This window comes from Paraplanobispora takensis (assembly GCF_016863195.1).
Classification (GTDB): domain Bacteria; phylum Actinomycetota; class Actinomycetes; order Streptosporangiales; family Streptosporangiaceae; genus Planobispora; species Planobispora takensis.
The window spans coordinates 102668-124820 of the sequence record NZ_BOOK01000018.1 but is presented as its reverse complement, the minus strand read 5'-3'; the positions used below and the strand labels follow the sequence as shown (position 1 = coordinate 124820).

At 73.2% G+C, this 22153-nt stretch carries 17 protein-coding genes; 8 read left to right on the top strand and 9 right to left on the bottom strand.

The window, feature by feature from the left end; genetic code table 11:
* Window positions 1-16: 16 nt before the first annotated feature.
* On the top strand, window positions 17-5563 hold the full coding sequence (locus tag Pta02_RS14040) for a non-ribosomal peptide synthetase/MFS transporter (RefSeq protein WP_203875229.1): 5547 nt from the start codon (window positions 17-19) through the stop codon (window positions 5561-5563).
* On the opposite strand, the gene Pta02_RS14035 is transcribed toward Pta02_RS14040, so the two are convergent.
* Window positions 5532-6062, bottom strand: a complete 531-nt coding sequence (locus tag Pta02_RS14035; RefSeq protein WP_203875228.1) for a helix-turn-helix domain-containing protein — start codon at window positions 6060-6062, stop codon at window positions 5532-5534. The genes Pta02_RS14040 and Pta02_RS14035 overlap by 32 nt on opposite strands.
* A gap of 77 nt (window positions 6063-6139) precedes the next feature.
* Here Pta02_RS14035 and Pta02_RS14030 point away from each other — a divergent pair, with 77 nt between their 5' ends.
* On the top strand, window positions 6140-7426 hold the full coding sequence (locus tag Pta02_RS14030; RefSeq protein ID WP_203875227.1) for an alpha/beta hydrolase family protein: 1287 nt from the start codon (window positions 6140-6142) through the stop codon (window positions 7424-7426).
* 30 nt (window positions 7427-7456) lie between these two features.
* Here Pta02_RS14030 and Pta02_RS14025 read toward each other — a convergent pair whose 3' ends face one another.
* Window positions 7457-7840: a VOC family protein gene (locus Pta02_RS14025; RefSeq protein ID WP_203875226.1), complete on the bottom strand. Its 384-nt coding sequence runs from the start codon at window positions 7838-7840 to the stop codon at window positions 7457-7459.
* A gap of 226 nt (window positions 7841-8066) precedes the next feature.
* Window positions 8067-8591, bottom strand: coding sequence for a DinB family protein (locus tag Pta02_RS14020; protein WP_239130489.1), 525 nt, complete (start codon window positions 8589-8591; stop codon window positions 8067-8069).
* A gap of 926 nt (window positions 8592-9517) precedes the next feature.
* Between Pta02_RS14020 and Pta02_RS14015 the strand changes: the two genes are divergently transcribed.
* Window positions 9518-11026, top strand: a complete 1509-nt coding sequence (locus Pta02_RS14015) for a golvesin C-terminal-like domain-containing protein (RefSeq protein ID WP_203875225.1) — start codon at window positions 9518-9520, stop codon at window positions 11024-11026.
* Between the two features lie 64 nt (window positions 11027-11090).
* Here the strand turns inward: Pta02_RS14015 and Pta02_RS14010 are convergent, their stop codons facing one another.
* A complete protein-coding gene (locus tag Pta02_RS14010; protein ID WP_203875224.1) occupies window positions 11091-12443 on the bottom strand; it encodes a hypothetical protein in 1353 nt (450 codons plus the stop codon).
* Between the two features lie 190 nt (window positions 12444-12633).
* Here Pta02_RS14010 and Pta02_RS14005 point away from each other — a divergent pair, with 190 nt between their 5' ends.
* Window positions 12634-13509 (top strand): maleylpyruvate isomerase N-terminal domain-containing protein, encoded by an 876-nt coding sequence (locus tag Pta02_RS14005; RefSeq protein ID WP_203875223.1) that lies wholly within the window; start codon window positions 12634-12636, stop codon window positions 13507-13509.
* 27 nt (window positions 13510-13536) lie between these two features.
* Here the strand turns inward: Pta02_RS14005 and Pta02_RS14000 are convergent, their stop codons facing one another.
* The 3 genes from Pta02_RS14000 to Pta02_RS13990 all read right to left on the bottom strand — a co-directional run bounded on the left by Pta02_RS14000 (window position 13537) and on the right by Pta02_RS13990 (window position 16860).
* Window positions 13537-14724, bottom strand: a complete 1188-nt coding sequence (locus Pta02_RS14000; protein ID WP_203875222.1) for an epoxide hydrolase family protein — start codon at window positions 14722-14724, stop codon at window positions 13537-13539.
* Window positions 14725-14826: 102 nt separating this feature from the next.
* Window positions 14827-15783: a TIGR03885 family FMN-dependent LLM class oxidoreductase gene (locus Pta02_RS13995; RefSeq protein ID WP_203875221.1), complete on the bottom strand. Its 957-nt coding sequence runs from the start codon at window positions 15781-15783 to the stop codon at window positions 14827-14829.
* A 177-nt stretch (window positions 15784-15960) separates the two neighbouring features.
* Complete coding sequence (locus Pta02_RS13990; RefSeq protein ID WP_203875220.1) at window positions 15961-16860, bottom strand: universal stress protein; 900 nt, start codon at window positions 16858-16860, stop codon at window positions 15961-15963.
* A 183-nt stretch (window positions 16861-17043) separates the two neighbouring features.
* Between Pta02_RS13990 and Pta02_RS13985 the strand changes: the two genes are divergently transcribed.
* Window positions 17044-17868, top strand: coding sequence for a hypothetical protein (locus Pta02_RS13985; protein WP_203875219.1), 825 nt, complete (start codon window positions 17044-17046; stop codon window positions 17866-17868).
* A gap of 54 nt (window positions 17869-17922) precedes the next feature.
* On the opposite strand, the gene Pta02_RS13980 is transcribed toward Pta02_RS13985, so the two are convergent.
* The gene (locus Pta02_RS13980) at window positions 17923-18864 is read right to left on the bottom strand and encodes a phosphoribulokinase (RefSeq protein WP_203875218.1); all 942 of its coding nucleotides are present in this window, start codon (window positions 18862-18864) and stop codon (window positions 17923-17925) included.
* Between the two features lie 130 nt (window positions 18865-18994).
* Here Pta02_RS13980 and Pta02_RS13975 point away from each other — a divergent pair, with 130 nt between their 5' ends.
* The gene (locus Pta02_RS13975; RefSeq protein ID WP_203875217.1) at window positions 18995-19654 is read left to right on the top strand and encodes a response regulator; all 660 of its coding nucleotides are present in this window, start codon (window positions 18995-18997) and stop codon (window positions 19652-19654) included.
* On the top strand, window positions 19651-20874 hold the full coding sequence (locus tag Pta02_RS13970; RefSeq protein ID WP_203875216.1) for a GAF domain-containing sensor histidine kinase: 1224 nt from the start codon (window positions 19651-19653) through the stop codon (window positions 20872-20874). Before Pta02_RS13975 ends, Pta02_RS13970 begins: the two co-directional genes overlap by 4 nt.
* A 110-nt stretch (window positions 20875-20984) precedes the next feature.
* On the opposite strand, the gene Pta02_RS13965 is transcribed toward Pta02_RS13970, so the two are convergent.
* Complete coding sequence (locus Pta02_RS13965; protein ID WP_203875215.1) at window positions 20985-21392, bottom strand: RidA family protein; 408 nt, start codon at window positions 21390-21392, stop codon at window positions 20985-20987.
* A 71-nt stretch (window positions 21393-21463) separates the two neighbouring features.
* Between Pta02_RS13965 and Pta02_RS13960 the strand changes: the two genes are divergently transcribed.
* Window positions 21464-22153, top strand: coding sequence for a TetR/AcrR family transcriptional regulator (locus tag Pta02_RS13960; RefSeq protein ID WP_203875214.1), 690 nt, complete (start codon window positions 21464-21466; stop codon window positions 22151-22153).

Genomic DNA, 22153 nt, shown 5'->3' with positions numbered 1-22153 from the left:
CTCCGGAGGTCCGCCGATGACCGAGTCCGCCACCGCAGACGCCAGGAAGGCCCTGGTCGCCCAGCGGCTGCGGCGCAGGAAGACCGGGCCCGCGATCACCCCGCGCCCGGAGGGCGAGGTGCCGCCGCTGTCCTCCGCCCAGGAGCGGCTGTGGTTCCTCGACCAGTACACGCCCGGTGAGACCGCCTACGTCATCCCGGTCTCCCGGCGGGTGCGCGGCCCGCTGGACCCCGGCGCGCTGGAACGGGCCTTCGCCGAGGTCGTGGCCCGGCACGAGGTCCTGCGCATGCGGTACCCGGCCGACGACGAGGGCCGCCCCGGGGTGGTCGTCGTGCCGCCGCCGGCCGCGTCCGCGCCGTTCACCGTGGTGGAGGCGGCCGGCGAGGTGGAGGCGCGGGCGGCGGTGGCGGGCTTCCTGGCCGTGCCGTTCGACCTCGCCGAGGGGCCGGTGATCAGGGCCCTGCTGGTACGGCTGGCGCCCGAGGACCACGTGCTGGCCCTGGCGATCCACCACATCGCCGCCGACGGCTGGTCCACCTCCGTCCTGCTGCGCGAGCTGTTCGCGCTGCACGACGGCCGGGAGCTCGCCCCGCCGCCGGTGGGTTACGGCGACTACGCGCTCTGGCAGCGCGGCCGGGAGCAGGAGCGGGAGGATCTGGACTTCTGGCGGCGGCGCCTGGCGGGGGTGGAACCGCTCGCCCTGCCCGCCGACCACCCCCGGCCGCCCGAGCAGACCTACGGCGGGGCCGCGCACGCCTTCCGCGTGGACGCCGCGACCGCCGAGCGGCTGACCGCGATCGGGCACGAGCACGGGGCGACGCCGTACATGACGCTGCTGGCGGCCTTCGCCGCCCTGCTCGGCCGTCACTCCGGCCAGGACGACGTGGCGATCGGGTCACCGGTGGGCGGCCGTCCCCTGGCCGAGCTGGAGGGACTGGTCGGCTGCTTCGTCAACATGCTGACGATGCGGGTGGACCTGTCGGGGGACCCGACCTTCCTGGAACTGCTGGCGCGGGTCCGCGACCTGGCGCTGGAGGCCTACGCCCACCAGGAGACCCCGTTCGAGCGGGTGGTCGCCGACCTCAACGTCGCCCGGGACGTCTCACGCTCGCCGCTGTTCCAGGTGATCCTCGCCATGCAGAACTACACGGGCGAGGGCGGCGACGGCGACGGCCCCGGCCTGGAGGGCTTCCCGCTGGGGACCTGGGCCACCCGGTTCGACCTGGAGCTCTATCTCAGCGAGGACGCCGAGGGGCTGGCGGGCCTGTTCGTCTACAACACCGACCTGTTCGAGGCGGCCACCGTCGAGCGCCTGACCGCGCACCTGACGGCCCTGCTGGAGCGGGTGGCCGCCGACCCGTCCCTGCGGACCTCCGCCCTGGACGTGCTCGGCGAGGAGGAGCGGCGGCTCGTCCTGACCGAGTGGAACGCCACCGCCGTACCGTCGCCGGGAGAGACGACCCTGCACGCGCTCGTCGAGGCGCAGGCGGCCAGGACCCCGCACGCCCCGGCCGTCACCTTCGAGGGCGGGACCCTGTCCTACGCGGAGCTGGACGCCCGCGCCGAGCGGGTGGCCGGAGCCCTGCGCGGGCTGGGCGCCGGGCCGGGGAGCCTGGTCGGCGTCTGCGCCGAGCGATCGTTCGAGCTGGTCGCCGCGTTGCTGGGGGTGCTGAAGACGGGCGCCGCCTACGTGCCGCTCGACCCGGAGTACCCCGCGGACCGGCTGGCCTTCATGGCCGGGGACGCCGGGCTGTCGGCGGTCCTCACCCTCACCCCGGCGGAGGACTCCGCGCTCCCGGGAGAGGGCCCCGCGGGCCCGGACGCCCTGCGGGCCCTGCGCGACTCCGGCGGGCTCGCCGGCTGCCCGGTGCTGCCGCTGGACGACCCGGACGCCTGGCCGCAGGCCGCGTCACCGGGACCGGGAGCGGGCCCGGACGACACCGCCTACGTGATCTACACCTCCGGCTCCACCGGCCGGCCCAAGGGCGTGGCCAACGGGCACCGCGGCATCGTCAACCGGCTGGAGTGGATGCAGGAGCGCTTCTCCCTGACCGCGCAGGACGTGGTGCTGCAGAAGACCCCGGCCGGGTTCGACGTGTCGGTCTGGGAGTTCTTCTGGCCGCTGGTCACCGGTGCCCGGCTGGTGCTGGCCCGGCCCGGCGGGCACAAGGACTCCGCCTACCTGCGGGATCTGATCACCGCCGAGGGCGTCACCACGCTGCACTTCGTGCCCTCCATGCTCGCGGTGTTCCTGGCCGAGGAGGGCGTGGCGGACTGCGGCACGCTGCGCACGGTCGTCTGCTCGGGCGAGGAGCTCCCCGTCGACCTGGCCCGCCGCTGCGTCGAGACGCTCCCCGCCGAGCTGCACAACCTCTACGGCCCCACCGAGGCGGCCGTGGACGTGTCCGCCTGGCACTGCGCGCCCGAGGCGCTGTCCGGGCTGGCCCGGGTGCCGATCGGCGGCCCGGTGGCCAACACCACCCTGTACGTGCTGGACGCGGGCATGCGCCCGGTCCCCGTCGGGGTGCCCGGCGAGCTGTACATCGGCGGCGTGCAGGTGGCGCACGGCTACGTCCGGCGCCCGGCGCTGACCGCCGAGCGGTTCGTGCCCGACCCGTTCGGCGACGGAGGGGGGCGGCTCTACCGGACCGGTGACCTGGCCCGCTGGCGCCCCGACGGGACCGTCGAGTTCCTGGGCCGCATCGACAACCAGGTCAAGCTGCGCGGCCTGCGCATCGAGCTGGGCGAGATCGAGGTGGCGCTGCGCGCCCGGCCCGGGGTCACGGACGCCGCCGTGATCGTCCGTGAGGACCGCCCGGGGGACCGGCGGCTGGTCGCCTATCTGGTCGAGGAGAACACGCCGGACGGACCGGCGCCCGACCACCGCGCCGAGTTGAAGCGGCGGCTCCCCGACTACATGGTCCCCTCCTCCTTCGTCACGCTGCCCTCCCTGCCCCTGACCCCCAACGGCAAGCTCGACCGCTCCGCACTGCCCGAGCCGGTGTTCTCCCGCGAGGAGGGCGCCGTCTTCGCCGAGCCGTCCACCCCGACCGAGCAGGCGATCGCCGCCGTCTGGTCGGAGGTCCTCGGCATCGAGACCATCGGGGCCGACGACGACTTCTTCGACCTGGGCGGGCACTCGCTGCTGGCCACGCAGGTCGTGGCGCGGCTGCGCACGGCCGTGGGCGGCGGGGTCTCGGTGATGGACGTCTTCAAGCACCGGACCGTGCGGGAGCTGGCCGCGCTGGTCGACACCCCCGCCGACAGCCGGGAGCCGCGCGGCCTGCTGCACGAGCTGACCCGCTCGCGCGCCACCGAGCTGAGCTATGTGTGCGTGCCGTACGGCGGCGGCAGCGCGGTGGTCTACCAGCCGCTCGCCGACGCGCTGCCGGCCGGGTACGGCCTGTGGTCGGTCGCCATCCCCGGGCACGACGTGGGCGTGGACGAGGAGCGGCTGCCCTTCGACGAGCTGGCCGCCAGATGCGTCGCCGAGATCCAGGAGAAGGTCCAGGGGCCGATCGCGCTGTACGGCCACTGCGGGGTCGGCTCCGCGCTGATCGTGGAGATCGCCCGCCGGCTGGAGGCCGAGGGCAGGCATCTGGAGGCCGTCTACATCGGGGCGATCTTCCCCTTCGCCCGGCCCCGGGGCGGGGCGATGTCACGGCTGGCCCGGATGGCCCGGATGGAGTCGCTCCGCGGCGACCAGGGGTACGCCAACTGGCTGACCTCGATGGGCGTCGACATGAGCGACCTCGACCCGGACCGGGCCCGGTTGATCATCCGCAACATGCGGCGCGACTCCGAGGCCGCCGAGCAGTACTTCACCGAGCTGTTCGAGAGCTCGGCGCGGCGGCTGCGGGCGCCCATCATCACGGTGGCGGGCGAACGGGATCCGGCCACCGACTACTACCAGGAACGCTTCCGCGAGTGGCACTTCCTGACCGACGACTCGGCCGTGGTGGTGCTGGAGGAGGCGGGGCACTTCTTCCTGAAGTACCGGGCCGCGGAACTCGCCGAGATCGTCACCGGCGTCCACGTGTCCATGCGCTCCGCCCCGGAGACCCCGGCCTCCGCCGAACCGGGCACTCCCGCCGCGCCGGACTCCGCGACCTGGCGGTTGCACGCGGTCTCGCACTCCACCTCGGCGGTCGTGCCGACCGGTCCGCAGCCCAGCATGCGGCGCTTCGCGCTGGTCGCCTCCGGGCAGCTGGTCTCCATCACCGGCTCGGCCCTGACCGAGTTCGCGATCCCGATCTGGATCTATCTCACCACCGGATCACTGGTCCGCTTCGCCCTGTTCTCCGTGCTCGCCATCGTGCCGGGCATGCTGGTCGCGCCGCTCGCCGGAGTGATCGTCGACCGGTCCGAACGGCGCCGGATCATGCTCATCGGCGACCTGTGCGCCGGAGGCACGCAGCTGGCGCTCGGACTGCTGCTGTGGACGGGCAACCTCCAGACCTGGCATCTCTATCCGCTGATCGTCTGTCTGTCGATCGCACTCACCTTCCAGCGCCTGGCCTACGGCTCGGCGATCCCGCAGCTGGTGCCCAAGCGCTATCTCGGCCACGCCAACGGCATCACCCAGATGGTCAACGGCACCTCGCAGCTCATCGTGCCGATCATCGCGGTCGGGCTGATGGCCACCATCGGCCTGGAGGGCATCCTCATCATCGACGTGCTGAGCTACGTCTTCGCGGTGACCGTCATCCTGTTCGTGCGCTTCCCCTCCACGATGGCGTGGAGGCGGCGCGAGTCGGTCACGGCCGAGATGGTCGAGGGGTTCCGCTACTCCTGGGGCAACCGGGGCTTCCGGTCCATGCTGGTGTTCTTCGCCATCCTGAACATCTTCCTGTCCCCGCTGTTCCTGATGACCTCCCCGCTGGTGCTCTCCTTCGCCACCCTCGACGAGGTCGGCACCGTCGCGTTCTTCTCGGGCCTGGGCGTCTTCCTCGGCGGCCTGTCGATGACCGTGTGGGGCGGGCCGCGCCACCGCAGGATGTACGGCGTGCTGCTGTGCACCCTGGCCCTGGCCGTCTCCGGCACGCTGATCGGCCTGCGGCCGGACCTGGTGATGATCTCGGCGGGCGCGTTCGGGCTGGGGCTGTGGGTCTCCCTGCTCAACGGCATCTACGCCACGATCGTCCAGGTCAAGGTCCCGCAGCGGTTCCACGGCCGGGTCTTCGCGCTGAACACCCTGATCGCCTGGTCGACGATGCCGTTCGGCTTCGCCGTGGTGGGACCGGCCGCCGCCGCCCTGCTGGACCCGCTGCTCACCCCGGACGGGCTGCTGGCGGGATCCGTCGGCGAGCTCATCGGCGTCGGGCCGGGGCGCGGCATCGCCCTGATGTACCTGCTGGCGAGCCTGGCCATCGCGATCCTGGCCGTCGTCTGCCTGCGCGGCGGGCCGCTGTCCCGCTTCGACGACGAGATCGCCGACGCCGCCCCCGACGACCTGGTGGGACTCCAGGCGCTGCGGCGCGATGGCGATGGCGAGGAGTCGCAGACCCCGGAGGTCCCGGCGGTCCCGGCGGCTAAGGCACGGAAGGCAGCAGGACGGTCGTGATGAGCCTGCGCACCCGTCCGTCGCCGGGGCCGTTGCCCGTCCTGGCGGCGAACACCTTGCGCAGGTCCGCCGCGAACTCGGCCAGTTCCTCGTCCGACAGCCACAGCGCGGCCTGGCGGTAGCCGACGCCGTCGCGGCCCAGGTCGATGTCCCCCCGTTCGGTGTAGCGGTCGAAGTCGGACAGCAGTCCGGCCACGAACGCCGTGAACGCCTGCCGGTGGTCCTGGGGGGACATCGCGGCCAGATCCTCCTCGGCGACCTGGGCCGCGGACAGGCGCAGCGCGTAGGTGCGCTCCACCGCGCCGCGCACCTTCTGCTCGTCCACCACCTCCAGGACCCCGGCGTCCGCCAGCGTGCCGACGTGCCGGTAGAGCGTGGCGGTGGAGACGTCGGAGAGGTCGGCCGCCAGGGCCGCCGTGGTCATGTGACGGTCGCCCAGCAGGGCTTGGACGATGCGCAGCCGTACCGGGTGGAGCAGGAGATCAGCCGTCGTCTTCATAGGTCAATATTCTCATATTTGACATCAATATCAAAGATGAGAATACTCATGACCAGACGAAGCGGAAAGGACGCACGATGGCGACGATGACGATGACCGGTGGCGAGCTGGTGCTGGAGCTCAGCCAGGGCGAGAGGGTGGCGGGCCTGCACGGCGACATCCGCGTGCCGCGCGCCGCGGTCCGCCAGGTCGCCGTTGTGGAGGACGCGGTGGCGGGCGCCGGCGGCCTGCGCTCCCCCGGCCTGGCCCTGCCGGGCCGGACCAAGATCGGAACCTGGCGCAGGCCCGGCCACCGGACGTTCGTGGCCGCCCACCGGGGCGTGCCCGCCGTACGGGTGAGCCTGAGCGGGACCGGCTACGACGAGCTGCTGGTCAGCGACGAGAACGCGCCGGAGCTGGCCGGGCGCATCCGCCAGTGGGCCGGGCTGCCCGGGCCGGTCGCCGAGGAGCGCGTCACCTTCCGCTCCGGCGACCTGGTCCTCGGCGGCACGCTGGCCCTGCCCGCCGGTCCGGGGCCGCACCCGGTGGTGGTCATCATGACGGGCTCGGGCCCGCTGGACCGCGACGCCGACCACAGGCGCATGCCCCTGGGGGTCAGCCGCGACCTCGCGCACGCCCTGGCCGGGGCCGGCGTGGCCTCCTTCCGCTACGACAAGCGCGGCGTCGGGGAGTCGCAGGGCGACTTCCTGGCCGCGGGCCTGAGCGACAACATCGCCGACGCGCGGGCCGCGGTGGCCTGGGTGCGGGACCGCGAGGAGATCGACCCGGCCGCGGTGTTCGTCGCCGGCCACAGCGAGGGGGCCGTCATCGCCACCGCCGTGGCCGCCGAGGAGACGGACCTGGCCGGGATCGTGCTGCTGGCCGGCATGGCCAAGACCGGCGAGGAGACCCTCCGCTGGCAGGCGCGGCAGATCGCCGGGGACCTGCCCGCGCCGGTGCGGGTGATGCTGCGCCTGCTCCGCACCGACCTGTTCGAGAAGCAGGACGAGGCCATCGCCACCTTCAAGGCGAGCACGGCCGACGTCGTCCGGGTCCAGGGACGCAAGTCGAACGCGCGCTGGCACCGCGAGTTCATCGCCTTCGACCCCAAGCCGTCGCTGCGCGGGACGCGCGTGCCGATCCTGGCGCTCACCGGCGCCAAGGACGTCCAGGCCGACCCCGACGACCTCGACGTCATCGCCGCCACGGCGGGCGGCGACGTCACGACCGTCCGGGTCCCCGACCTGACCCACCTGCTGCGCCGCGAGGCGGGCTCCGGGGGCCTGCGCACCTACAAGCAGCAGATCCGCAAGCCCACCGACCCCGAGGTCCTGTCCCTGGTGACCGGCTGGATCACCGACCGGGTCCCCGGGCGCCGGGCCTGACGGCGGTACGGCGCGGCAGAGTGAGCCGCGTCAGTCCCAGCGCTGGGAGTTGTGCTCGTCGAGCGTGCCGCCGGAGTCCGGCAGGACGCAGAACGGCAGGCCCGCCGGGTCACGCATGATCCACCAGTGCTCCACCTTCCGCACCCGCTCGGCGCCCAGCCGCTCCAGCCGGGCGACCTCCGCCTCCAGGTCGTCGGTGTGGATGTCGAGGTGGACCCGGGGCACACCCTCCCCCAGCCGCTGGACCAGCAGCGCGAACTCCTGCCCGTGCAGGTGGGCGCCGTGGTATTCGCGATAGCGGTCGAACACCTTCAGCGTCTCGCCGGTCGCCCCCTGCCAGAACTCCACCTCCCTGTCGTGCACGTCGTCCGGAACGTCGATCACGACCTTGTAGAGCCTGCTGTGGTGCGGCACCCCGCGTCACCTCCGTCTGGCGGTCCGGTCTGGACCCGATCACGCAACCACAGCGGCCCCGCGCGCCACAAGCGGTGCGCGAAGCCGTACGGGATGTGCGCCCGTGAGCGGGTCGTCCCCCTGCGGGTCTCCCGTACGGCCCCGCGCTCAGCCGGACCACGGCCACGCCCCGGCCGGGAGCGTCGCCGACCCGGTGTACTCGCCGCCGCCGAGCCGGGCCGGGGCCTCAGCCCATGGTCTTGGCGCCGTCCAGGGACTCGCGGATGATGTCGGCGTGCCCCGCGTGCTGGGCGGTCTCGGCGATGATGTGCAGCAGGACCCGGCGCACCGACCAGCGCGCGCCCGGCTCGAACCACGGCGCCTGCGGGAGCGGGTGCGAGAGGTTCAGGTCGGGCGTCTGCGCCACCTGCTTCTCGGTGGCCAGCGCCACCTGCTCGTAGGCGTCGAGCAGGCCGGCCAGCGTCTCGCCCTCCGCCATGCGGAACCGGCCCTCCCAGTCGACCGGCTCGCTCTCCGCCGCCTCGGCGCCCCCGGCCGCGAAACGCATCCACATCGCCTCGGTGCCGGCCACGTGCTTGATCAGGCCGCCCAGGCACAGCTCGCTCGCGGTGGTGCGCAGCGCCGCCTGCTCGTCGGTCAGCCCCCGCACCGTCTGTCGCAGGAAGCCCCGGTGCCTGGCCAGCGTCTGCAGCAGGTCGGCGTGCTCGCCGGTCATGCTCGCCCCGTCCCCGGTCATGCTCGTCCCGTCCATGGTCGCGCCGCCTTCCGATGTCGTCCGACCGCGCCAGAGTAGATCCGTCCGGCGGCGTTTCCCATGGGCCGGGACGATCAGGCCCGGTCTTGTCGCGGTGGACGACGACGTCGGCCCCACGGCCCGGATAGGCCATGATCAGCAACCGCTGCGTGCGGTTCCTCTCACCCTTCCAGGGCATCCAGTCGAGGTGGACGCGGATCCGGTAGTCGCCGCTCCCGCCCCGCACCGCGAGGTCGGGCAACTCCGTCCCCATGAGCGAGTCCAGCGGAGGATCTGCCAGAGCCCCCAGCCCTGCACGCCTCCGACCAGGACCAGGACCGGCACGGACCACCAGAGCCACGATCCCGGCCGGATCAGGTCCGGGTGGAGTTCCGTCTCCTCTCGGAGAACGAGCCACTGGAGGATCGCGATGTCGCCGCCCGCCACCACGATGACGGCCGCTGTGAGGACGGCGAGGGTGTAGCAGGCCACGACGAGCGCGGCGGGCAGCCCGAAGCGGTAGCGGCGGGCGGGGCGGAGGAGGCCCACGCGGGTTTCCCGGGGGGCGAGGGACTGGCCGGACAAATCGCCCAACCCTAGGGAGCCGCCCCGACAACGCCGGAGGCCCGTGGGATCACCCGAGCCTCCGCGGGGGGGCCGGGAGCCCGAGATGCCGGAGCCGATCACCTGGGCCATCGCCCGAGGGCCGGGAGGATACACCGCCTCCGTCACGGTTCCGGACTCCGGCACCGCTCCCGCGCCGCGGCTTCATCCCCGCGCCGCGCCGGGAGCACCTGGTCACAGCGGACTTTCCTATTGGAACGAAACATCCGTACCGGAGTGATCGGAAAATTTCCTTCATACCGGTGATAGCAAATCACCCCAATACGCCCCACGGACTCCTTTACCGTGCTGCACTCACCCCCCGGACAAGGAGACCCTCGATGACGTTCGCCCTGAGGCGGCCTGCGGCCCTCGTCGCCTGCGCCCTCGCGGCCTTCCTGATGTCGGCCGGACGGCCGGCCGCGGCCGAGCCGGATCCGCCCCTGCCGGCGGCGTTCGAGCACGCCGCGACCGAGTACGACATCCCCCGCGACCTGCTCGCCACCCTCGCCTACGCCGAGACCCGTCTCGACGACCACGGCGACGAGCCCAGCGCGAGCGGCGGCTACGGCATGATGCACCTGGTCAGCAACCCCACCACGCACGCGCTGGAGAAGGCCGCCGAGATCACCGGCCTGCCGGTGGAGAGGCTGCGCGCGGACACCGGGTCGAACATCCTCGGCGGGGCGGCGGTCCTGCGCGCCCACGCCGACGGGCTGGGTCTCGACGAGACCGCCAGGAAGGACATCGGCCGCTGGTACGAGGCCGTGGCGCGGTACGGGAACCCCTCCTCCGCCGAGACCGCCCGCCTCTACGCCGACTCCGTCTACGAGCTGCTCGGCACCGGGTTCACCGCCCGCGGCGTGACGGTCGCGCCGCGGCAGGTCACCGCCGACCGCGGCGAGTACGCCCAGGCCCGCGACCTCGGCGCGATGGCCGCCCCCGGCGCCGAATACCCGTCCGCGTCCTGGGTGGCGGCGAGGTCGAGCAACTACACCGCCGCCAACCGCCCGGCGAGCCGGAAGATCGACCGGGTGATCATCCACGTCACCCAGGGGTCCTACGCCGGCGCCATCTCCTGGTTCCAGAACCCCAGCGCCAAGGTCTCGGCGCACTACGTGATCAAATCCTCCAACGGCGCCGTCACCCAGATGGTGCGCCACAAGGACGTCGCCTGGCACGCGGGCAACCGGGACTACAACCACCGCTCCATCGGCATCGAGCACGAGGGCTACGTCAGCAACGCCGCGTGGTTCACCGACGCGATGTACCGCTCCTCCGCCGCGCTGACCCGCCACCTGTGCGACAAGTACGGCATCCCGAAGGACCGCGCGCACATCATCGGCCACTACCAGGTGCCCGGGGCCACGCACACCGACCCGGGCCCGAAGTGGAACTGGACCACGTTCATGAAGTACGTCACCGGCGGGAGCACCCCGGCGTGGTCGACCACCGCGGACAACACCACCGCCGGCCGCTTCACCGCCGGCGCGAACTGGGGCACCTCCACCTACTCCGCCCAGCGCCTCGGGCCCGACTACCGGTTCGCGACCCCGGCCACCACCCCCGACCCCGCCTGGTACAAGGCGACCGTCCCCAGCGCGGGCACCTACCGGGTCGAGGTCCGCTATCCGGCGCACACCGGCTACAACAGCGCGGCGCCGTACCTCGTGGTGACCGCGAACGGGACCAAGACGGTCTACGTCGACCAGCGCTCGGGCGGCGGGGTCTGGCGCAGCATCGGGACCTTCTCGCTCAAGGCGGGGGCGTACGACGTCGTGGGCGTCAGCCGGCAGACCTCCGGCACCGGCTACGTCATCGCCGACGCCGTCCGCATCAGCCGCGGCTGACACCCGTACGGCCCGCGCCCGCCCTGAAGGAGGGGCGCGGGCCTCGACGGAGACCCGATGGCGGTCACGGCCCGGTCTTCGCACGGTGGACGACGACGTCGTCCCCGCGCCCCGGATAGACCATGATCAGCAGCCGTTGCGTGCCGTACTTCTCCCCTTTCCAGGGGAACCAGGCGTGGTGGACCCGGATCCGGTAGTCGCCCGCGCCCCGAAAGGCGAGGTCGGGCAGCACCGTGCCGCTCATCGGGTCGCGGATCACGATCTCGCCGGTCGGGCTGCGGTAGCCGACCTCGACCACGTGGTGCCACCCCTCCGTCTCCACGGGCGGGCGGCGCGCGTAGGTCTCCAGCGTGACGCAGATCCTGAACTCGGAGTCGGTGGAGATCACCATGTGTCCGGGGAGCGCGGCCACCAGGCCGTTCTCGGCCACCAGGTCGTACAGGCCGTTGTCGAAGGCGTCGGAGCCGGTCGGGGTGTCCTCGTACGCCTCCAGACCTGTCTCCGGCCAGATGGGCTTACGGATCACCGACACCGACTCCGGCGTGATCAGGGGGCGATGCCGGGGCACCGCGTTGCACTTGCGCTGCTCCTCCACCTGCATCGCCAGGACCTGGCCCTCCTCCTCCGCGATCCCCACCATGGCGTCCGCGGCGGCACGCAGGCAGATCTCGTCGAGGGTGGAGGCCGGGATGTACTCCCCGGTCGCCGACTGGGCGCGCGGGCAGTCGTCCCGGGAGGTGAACGGGCCGCGTGCGTGGTCGGCCGCCGGGAGCGCCAGAAGCGGCACGACCGTCGCGGTGACCGTCAGCAGCCACCGCCCGGACGGGAGCCTGAATCGGACCGGCCTCGGCTCGCGCCGCGGTACGGCCCGAGCGGGCGAGCTCGCGAGATCGTGGGCCGAGCGGGCCAGCCACACCAGTTGTAGGGCCTCCGATATCGCGGTGAGCGGCATGAGAACGTAGCCGTGGAAATAGGCAATGTCGGAGACGGAGACGGAGACGACGCCGGACCGCAGCAGAACGACGACGAACGGCGCCGCCACTGAAGCCGCTCCCGACCACACGGCGATCCTGCCCCACCGGCCGTCCCGAGCCTGGGCGAAGAGGATCAGCGTCAGCCAGAGCAGCCAGGGCCACCCCTGGAGTTCGACGGCATCGAAGAACCGCGCAGCGAACCGGGCGTCGAGCGCCTCGGACACCTCCTCGCCGAGCGAGCCCGCCGCGCCGACCGTCCCGGACACGAGCAGGACGATCCGCAACGTACGGGAGGCGCCGCCCAGTACCCCGTGGAACAGCACCACGAGAGCGAGCCACCCGAGAGCCCAGGCGACGTCCACCCACCAGGGCGACGGGAGACGGAGCAGGCCGATCGTCTGGAGGAGCCCGTTGGCGTAGAGCGCCGTCCGCAGCCGACGCACCCGCCCGTCCGGTTCCCCGGACCGTCCGGAACGGTGTCGGCGGATGAAGCGCAGGAGACGCACGTGGACTTTCCCGGGGGCGTGAGGGGCTTGCCGAACGAATCGCCCAACCCTAGCGAGGCGCTCCCCCGAGATCGATCATCTCCCCTGCCGTCTGCACCCGGCGGTTCTCCTCTGCGACAATTCGCCCGTGGAGATCAAGGAGCACCTGTCCGCGCTTCAGGACGCGGGAGTACGGCTGGCCGCGGCGGCGGAGCGGGCCGGGGTGGACGCCCCGGTGCCGACCTGCCCCGGCTGGCGGGTACGGGACCTGCTGGAGCACCTCGGCGGCGTGCACCGCTGGGCCGCGGCGTACGTCGCCACCGGCAGGACGGAGCCGTTCACCGACGAGGAGGCGGCGGTGTTCTTCACCGCCCCGGACGACGCCGGGCTGGTCGGCTGGTACCGCGAGGGCCACACCGCACTGGTGCGGACCCTGCGGGAGGCCGACCCCGGGACGACGTGCTGGGCCTTCCTGCGCGCGCCCTCCCCGCTGGCGTTCTGGGCGCGCCGCCAGGCCCACGAGACCGCGATCCACATGATCGACGCCGAGGCAGCCGCGGCAGCCGCGTCGCCCGGGGACGCCGGCGGGATCGCACCGTCCACAGCCGCGTCGCCCGGAGACGCGGACGGGATCGCGTCGCCCCGGGACGCCGCCCCGGGCACCGGCGGCTCCGCCTCCACGGCGCGGGCGATCGCCTCGTTCACCCCCGCCTTCGCCGCCGACGGCGTCGACGAGCTCTTCGACGGCTTCCTGCCCCGGCGGCGCGGGCGGCTGGTCGCCGACCCGCCGGTCAGCCTGGCCGTACGCGCCACCGACCACCCGACCGCCTGGACCGTCCGGGTGGAGCCGGGCGGCCGGGCCGTCACCCCGGGGGCGGACGCCGCCGACTGCGTCGTCTCCGGGCCCGCCCGCGAGCTGTACCTCATGCTGTGGAACCGCGGGGGCGCCGAGGCCCTCGACGTGCGGGGCGACCGGAGCGTGCTGGAGCTGTGGCGGGAGAAGTCCGTGATCGTCTGGAGCTGACGCCCCGTCCGCGGGTCCGCGCCCCGGTCAGCGGTGGCGGCGGAAGAACGCCCGGATGTCCCCGGTGAGCAGGCCGGGGGTCTCCATGGCGGGGAAGTGGCCGCCGCGGTCGTACTCCGACCAGTGCTCGATCCGGCCCTGCGGGTCCATCAGGCTCCGGATGCCGGTGTCCCCGGCGAAGACCGCCACGCCCGTCGGCGGCCCCTGCCGCTCGCCGCCGGGCGGCTCCTCCCCGTGCCGGGCGGCCATCTCCCGCCAGGCCTGCATGCCCTCGTAGGTCGCGTGGGCCGAGGAGGCGCCCGAGCCGGTGAACCAGAAGACGCTGACGGCGGTGAGCAGGTGGTCGAGGTCGACCGCCTCCTCCGGCAGCTTCGCCGCCGGGTCGGTCCACTCCTGGAACTTCTCGACGATCCAGGCCAGCTGGCCGACCGGCGAGTCGTTCAGCGCGTAGGCCAGCGTCTGCGGGCGGGTGGCCTGCACGTGCAGGTAGCCCGCGCCCTCGGCCCGGAACGCGTTGAAGCGCTCGCCCCGCTCCCGGTCGGTCCCGGACAGCGCGTCCAGCTCCACCGGGGGTCCGAACGGCATCGCCGCCGTCGTGCCGGTCACGTGCACGCCGGCCACGCGTTCCGCGTCGATCATGGAGAGCATCATCGCCACGCCGGAGCCGACGTCGGTGCCCTGGACGGCGTACCGGCCGTAGTCCAGCCTGCGCATCAGCTCCGCCCAGGCGCCGGCGACGCGGAACAGGTTGCCCCATCCCGCCTGCCGTACCGGCGTGGAGAACCCGTAGCCCGGCAGGGACGGGACGACCAGGTGGAAGGCGTCCGCCGGGTCGCCGCCGTGCGCGCGGGGGTCGGACAGCGGGCCGAGCACCTTCAGGAACTCCACCGGCGAACTCGGCCACCCGTGGGTGAGCAGCAGCGGCAGCGCGTCCGGTTCGGGCGAGCGCACGTGCAGGAAGTGGATGTCCTGGCCGTCGACGGCGGTGACGAACTGGGGGATCGCGTTCAGCTCGGCCTCCCGCTCCCGCCAGTCGAACCCGTGGGCCCAGCGCTCGGCCAGGCCCTTGAGGTAGTCCGGCGGTACGCCCCGGCTCCAGCCGGTCCCGGCCGGCCCCTGCGGCCAGCGGGTGCGGGCGAGCCGGTCCTTCAGGTCGTCGAGGTCGGCCTGGGGGATCGCGACGCGGAACGGGCGGATCTCGGTGTCATCGCTCATACCGGGAACGCTAGAAGCCAACGAGGAAAGGATGCTTCCTAGTTGGCCTGCGATCACCGGCGACCGCCGTGGAGCCCGTACGGCCCGCCGGGGCGGCCGGTCTCACCGTAGCTGCGGCAGGACCTTCGCGCCGAAGGCGTCGAGGAACGCGCCCTGCTCCTGGCCGACGTGGTGCAGGTAGATCTCCTCGAAGCCCAGCTCCGCGTACTCGTTCAGCCGGGCGGCGTGCCACCCCAGGTCCGAGGAGATGTTGACCGCCTCGGCGACCGCGGAGGGCCGCACGTCCTCGGAGACCACGTCGAACAGCTCGGCCGTGTCCAGGTCCCAGCAGACCGGCGGGCGGAAGACGTTGCTGCGCCACTGGTCGTGGGCGATCGCCGTCGCCGTGTCGTCGTCCTCGGCCCAGCTCAGGTGGACCTGCAGCGCCAGCCGTCCCCGGCCGCCCGCGTCCCGGTAGGCGGAGACCATCTCGCGCAGCGTCCCGATCGGCGCGTTCACCGTGATCAGGCCGTCGGCCCACTCCGCGCACCACCGCGCCGTCTCGACGCTGACCGCCGCCCCGATCAGCTTGGGCGGGGTCTGCGGCCGGGTCCACAGCCGGGCCCGGTCCACGGTCACCAGGCCGTCGTGGCTGACCTCCTCCCCGGCCAGCAGCGCCCGGATGACGTCGACGCACTCGCGCAGCCGCGCCGTACGCACGGCCTTGCGCGGCCAGCGGTCCCCGGTGATGTGCTCGTTGCTCGCCTCCCCGGTGCCCAGGGCGGCCCAGAACCGGTCGGGGAACATCGCGCCGAGGGTGCCGATCGCCTGGGCGATGATCGCCGGGTGATAGCGCTGGCCCGGGGCGTTGACCACGCCGAACGGCAGGTTCGTGGCCTGCATCGCCGCCCCCAGCCAGGACCAGGCGAAGGCCGACTGGCCCTGCCGCGCGCTCCACGGGGAGAAGTGGTCCGATGACATCGCCGCCGTGAAGCCCGCCTGCTCGGCCTGGACAACCGCCTTCAGCAGCTCGGCCGGGTGGATCTGCTCGTGTGAGGAATGGAAGCCGTAGGTCGCCATGCCTTCCGGCTACCCGTCAGACGGCCTCCCAGACGCGGAGGCCGTACCGGACCGTCCTCGGGGACGCGGCCGCCGAGGGACCATCCGTGGTCGACCGCGACCGTGCCGCCTCGCACCGGCAGCATCCGGCCGGTGAGCGCGCTCGGCCCGGGCGGGCCGCGAGAGCCGGAGGCGCGGTCAGGCGGCCCGTTCGTCCTCGATCCGGGCGGCGTCGACATGCGATCCGACCACGGCCACCGGGCAGTGGGCGTGGTGCAGGACCCCGTGGCTCACCGAGCCCAGGACGAACCCGGCGAGCGCGCCCCTGCCCCGTGACCCGACGACGACCAGGTCGGCCGCCTCCGAGGCGTCGATGAGCGCCTGCACCGGATGGCCGGCCACCACCTGGTGGACGACCTCCAGCTCCGGGCGGCTCAGCGCGACGGTGCCCACCGCCTCGTCGAGGACGCGGGTCCAGGCCTCCTCGATCGCACCCATCTCGGTGAACAGCGCGGGCATCGTCTCGGCGGCCGGGGTGGCCAGGTTCCACGCCAGGATCACCCGCAGCCGCGCCTCGCGCAGCGACGCCTCCGCGGCGGCGAACCTGAGCGCCCCGGTGCTCTCCGGCGAGCCGTCCACGCCGACGACCACCTCGTCGAACGTCTTGTGCGGCTCCACCGGACCGCGTACCACCACCACCGGGCAGGAGGAGCGCGAGACGACCTTCAGGGCCACCGACCCCAGCAGCAGGCCGGAGATCCGGCCGGTGCCCCGCGAGGCGACCACGAGCAGCTCCGCCGCCTCCGCCTCGGCGATCAGCACCGCGGCGGGATCGCCGGTCATGACGGCGTCCACGACCTCCACGTACGGCGCGCACTCCCGCGCGTGCGCCACGGAGCGGGCGGTGAGCTCGCGCCCGCCCTCCAGCAGCCACTGCCGCACCTCCTCGACCCCCGCCTCCGCCGGGGAGTGCAGCCATGCGTACACGGCGTGCACCACACGCAGGGGAAGGCCCCGGCGCGAGGCCTCGCGCGCCGCCCACTCCACGGCCCGCAGCCCGTCCGCGGACCCGTCCACTCCCACCACCACATGCGTCATGTGATGGCCCATACCCAGCCGGATACCGGCCATCCCAGGTCGTCCCCGGCCGCGGGCGCGCGCCGTCCCGCCCCCGGAGCACCCGCAATCGGGATGCAACCGGTGTGAAAGCGATCTCCGGTTCTCTTACGCCGTCACGATGACACGACGTACACATGGGACTGGAGAACCTCGATGAGGCCGATGAAGAGGATTGGTCTGGGCATCTCGGCGGGCGGTGCCGCCCTGCTCGTCGCGGGGATCACCGGGATGACCATGTGGCCCATGCCCGGCTGGGCGGTGCCGGCCTTCGTCTCGGGGATGATCCTGCTGATGTCGGGGTCCTTCGCGGCGGCGTGGTCCTTCCACACCGCGGCCTTCGGCCAGGCGATGTCCATGTTCGAGGCGCAGGCGGGCCCCGGGCTCAAGGGGATCTTCACCATGGCGCAGGACATGGCGCGGGGGAACGACGACCTGCTCGCCTCCGGCACGTCCGCGACCGCCGTGGTGATCTCGATGACGGACACCGGGGTGACCGTGAACGACCTGCCCCTGGTCGCCTTCGAGCTGGAGGTGCACCGCGACGGCGCGGCGCCCTACCGGCTCCCGCACCGCGAGACCCTCCCCCGGCTGCTGGTGGGGGCCGTGCTGCCCGGCGCCCTGCTGTCGGTGCGGGTCGACCCGGCCGCCCCGCACCGGCTGGCGATCGACTGGAGCCGCGCGCCGGGTCACGGCGTCCCGGAGACCGGTGAGCACCTGTCCGCGGCCGAGCTGATCGCCCGGGGCCTGCCGGGCGCCGCCACGGTGCTGGGCACCTTCTCCATGGACGGCATGACCGCCGACAACGGCGACCCGATCGTGGGGTTCGTGCTGCGGGTGACCCCGGACGGGGGGCGCGCGCCGTACGAGGTGCGGATCGGCCACCGCGTGCCCGCGGCCCACCTGCACCGGACCCTGCCGGGCACCCGCCTGCCCGTGCGGATCGCCGCGGAGGACCCGCAGAAGCTGGCCGTCGACTGGGACGCGTGAGACCGCGACGGGTGACCCGGCCACCGATCCGGCCCGGCCACCCGCCCGGCGGGATCACTCGTCGGGCAGACGCCACACCCCCGCGCGGATCAGGTGGTGCAGCAGGATCAGCTGGGTGATCCGCAGGGGCTCGTTGCGCGAGCCGTCCTCCATGAGACCGAGGCAGACCGGCAGCGGCTCGGGCACGCCCAGGTCGTGCCAGATCGCCTTGGCCACGACGTCGGCCTCCAGCGGGTCGGCGTACCCGTGGATGTGCAGGGCGTCCACCGGCCCGCCGTCGGAGTCGCGGGTGAGCTTGAGATGGACCGCCGAGGTGGTCGCCCTGGACAGGATCTGGGCGAAATTCGGGTGCCGGATCGTGGGCCGGAGCAGCAGCGTCGCCGACAGCGACCGGTCCTCGCGGCCCTCGATCGGCTCGAAGCGGACCACGATGTCCGCCTCCCGCCGCTGGGGGCGGACGAAGGCCGCCGAGTCCGCCTCGCGCCCGGCCAGCTCGGCCAGCACCTGCTCCCGCGTGTAGCCGCGCCGGTGGACATCCCTGGTGATCTTCCACTCGCGCCTGATCGGCTCCGGCGGATCGAGATAGACCGTCACGTCGAAACAGGCCCTGGCCAGCTTGGTGTGGAGCGGGAGCAGCCCCTCCACGATCACCAGGTCGCGCGGTTCGACCAGGCGGGGCCGTACCAGGGAGCCGTCGCGGTGGTCGTAGACGGGTTTGAGGATCGGCTGGCCCATCGCCAGCAGTTGCAGGTGCTGCTCCATGATCTGCACGTGGTTGCAGGCGGGGTGGAGCGGGGTGAGCGGCAGCCCGTTGCGCTCCGCCCGGTCGTAGCGGTGATAGTCGTCCACGCAGACCGCGGTGCTGCGGTCCGCTCCCAGCGCCTCGGTCAGGCCGCGGGTGATGGTCGTCTTCCCCGCCGCGCTGTCACCGGCGATCGCGAGCATGGCGGGCCGCAACGACTCTGCCCGGCGCATCCGCATCAGCTTGTGAGGCATCGGCTGTCTCACTTCCGCAAGGTGGGGGGCGTCACCCGGACGGTATGTCGCGATCCGGTAACCGCCCTCCCCCAACCGGGTGAGGTACCGGGGGATCCTTAAACGCCATCATTTTTCGTACCTTTGGCGCATGAGGAGTCCGCCCCTCCGGCTGGTGACCGTCGACGACCACGAGATGGTCCACGACGGCCTGCGGGCCATGCTGGGGTCCTACCGGGACCAGGTGCAGATCGTCGCGGAGGCCCGCGACTCCGACGGGGCCGTCAAGGCGGTCCTGTCCCACGAGCCCGATCTGGTCCTGCTCGACGTACGGCTGCGCGGCGAGAGCGGCCTGGACGCGTGCGCGCGGATCCTGCGCGCCCGCCCCGGCTGCCTGGTCGTCTTCATGACCGTCTACGACGACGAGCAGTACGTCTACCAGGCCCTGCGGCTCGGCGCCTCCGGGTTCCTGCTCAAGGACGTGACCGGCGCGGAGCTGGTCGGCGCCCTGACCAGGATCGCCGCCGGCGAGGTGCTGATCGCGCCGATGCTGGCCGGCCGCATCGCCCTGTCGGCGGCCCGGCTGCACGCCGGGGAGTTCTGGCCGGGCGCCCACCTGGGCCTCACCCAGCGCGAGAGCGAGGTGCTGGCCCTGATGGTGTCCGGGCTGACCAACAAGGGGATCGCGGCCCGCCTGACGGTCAGCGAGGAGACCGTCAAGAGCCACACCCGCGGCATCTACCGCAAGCTCGGCGTCAACGACCGGGTCACGGCGGTGGCCACCGCCCTGCGCGAGGGGGTGTTCCGGTGAGCCGCCTCGGGCTGACCGATCCCGAGCGGGAGGCCAGGCTGCTCTCCCGGATCATCGAGACGATCTCCACGGGGCTCGACCTCGGGGAGATCGTCCAGGGCGTGGCCGCGCTGGTCACCGAGACGACGGAGACCGACATCTGCTTCGTCCACCTCCTCGACGACACCGGCCGGCGGCTCGTCCTGCGCGGCGCCACCCCGCCCTTCGACGAGCTGGCCGGGCGGATCGAGCTGGACCTCGGCGAGGGCGTGGCCGGATGGGTGGCGGCCTACGGCAGGCCGGTGGTCATCGACGACGACAAGCTCTCCGACCCCCGCTACAAGTACATCCCCGAGCTGCGGGGCGAGGACTTCACCTCGATGTGCTCGGTCCCGATCGCCACCCGGCCCGGCCACCTGGTCGGCGTGCTCAACGTCCACACCCGGGCCCGCCGGGTGTTCAGCTACGCCGACGTCGAGCTCCTGCACTCCGTGGGCGGCCTGATCGCCGGGACCATCGAGAACGCCCGCCTGCACCGGCGCCTGGCCGAGCGCGAGGAGGCCATGGAGCGCTTCGCCGAGCGCGTCGTCCTCGCCCAGGAGGCCGAACGGCGCCGCCTCGCCGGGGAGATCCACGACGGGATCAGCCAGCGCATCGTCAGTCTCTCCTATCACCTGTCCGCCGCCCTCGACGCGCTCACACCGCGGCCCGCGCGGGAGGCGGACCCGCCCGCGGGCGACCCCGGCGCGGCGGCGGAGCAGATCAGGCGGGCGCGGGCGCTGGCCGAGGACGCGCTGGCCGAGACCAGGTCCGCCATCGAGGGCCTGCGCCCCCCGGTGCTCGACGACCTCGGCCTGCCCGCCAGCCTGGCCAGCCTCGCCCGCTCCTTCCCGCAGCTGACGGTCGAGGTGGACCTGACCCCCGTCCGCCTGCCCGAGCATGTCGAGACCGCGATCTACCGGGTCGCCCAGGAGGCCCTGTCCAACGTGGCCAGGCATTCCGGCGCCCGGTCCGCCGTGATCAGCCTGGCCGTGCGGAACGGCGAGGTCGAGCTGGAGATCGAGGACGACGGCGTCGGCTTCGACCCCTCCCGCCTGGCCGGGCCTCCCGCCTCCACCGGCTACGGCCTGGGCGGCATGCGCGAGCGCGCCGAACTGCTCGGCGGGCACCTGGAGGTGCACAGCCGCCGGGGCGCGGGCACCCTGCTCCGGGTCGTCATCCCGGGGAAGGTCGCTCTCTGAGCGTCACTCCGGGAGCATCACTCCTGCGGGCGCGCCCGCCGTCCGGGCCGGGGCCGCAGGCCGTACGGCCCGGGACCGTCGAGGCTCCCAGGACCGGCGAGGCGCCCGGGTCAGTCGACGACCGCGGTGGCCTCGACCTCGACCAGCAGATCGGGCTCGCCCAGTGCCGCGACGCCCAGCAGGGTGATCGGCTTGACCGGGTCGACGCCCAGCTTCGCGGCCGCCCGTGCGACGCCCTCCCCCAGCAGCGGCATCTTGTCGGGCGTCCAGTCGACGACGTAGACGGTCAGCTTGGCCACGTCGTCGAAGGACGCGCCGATCCCGGCCAGGGCGGTGCCGATGTTGAGGTAGGCCTGCTCGACCTGGGCGGCCAGGTCTCCCTCGCCGACCGGCCGTCCCTCGGCGTCGCGGGCCACCTGGCCCGCCAGGAACACCAGCTTGGACCCGGTGGCGATGGACAGCTGTCGGTAGACCTCGGGCTTCGGCAGTCCGTCGGGGTTGACCAGCGTCACGGTCATGTCCGCTCCTCGGTTCGGCGCAGGCGGTTCGGCACTCCTCAGAACATAGCAACGTTATGTATTGTGGCGCCATGGTGAGGGTTAAGGATCCGGCGGTCCGCTCCCTGCTGATCGACCGGGCCGCGCAGATGCTCGCCGCCCGGGAGCCGGTCACGCTCCGCTCGCTGGTGGCCGGGACCGGCGTCTCGACCATGGCCGTCTACACCTACTTCGACGGCATGGACGGTCTGTGGAGGGCCGTGCGCCAGGAGGGGTTCACCCGCCTGGCGGCCCGGCTCGCCGCGGTCCCGCCGTCGGCGGACCCGGTGCGCGACCTGGCCGCCCTCGGCGCCGCGTACCTGGCCAACGCCCTGGACGGCCCCGATCTCTACCGGGTCATGTTCGACGCCGCGTTCGGGCTCGAGGACGCCGCGGCCGCGGACGACACGTTGCACCGCCTGGTCCGCGGCGTCGAACGGGCCACGGCCGCCGGTCGCCTCCGCGACGACGTCGACCCGCTGGAGCTGGCCGCGCAGAGCTGGACCATCGGCCACGGACTGGCCTCACTGGTCGCGACCGGCCCGCTGCCCCGCCGGGCGCTCGCCCACGGCGTGCCGCTGCTGACCGCCCTGTTCGCCGGCGCGGGCGACGACCCCGTACGGTGCCGCCGGTCGGTCGAACGCGGCTGGCGCCCCCTGCTGCCCGGTTCCCGCTCCGGGTCCGCCGACTCCGGGTTCTCCGACGCCGGGCCCGCCGGCACGGCGCCGGAGGACGTCACCTGA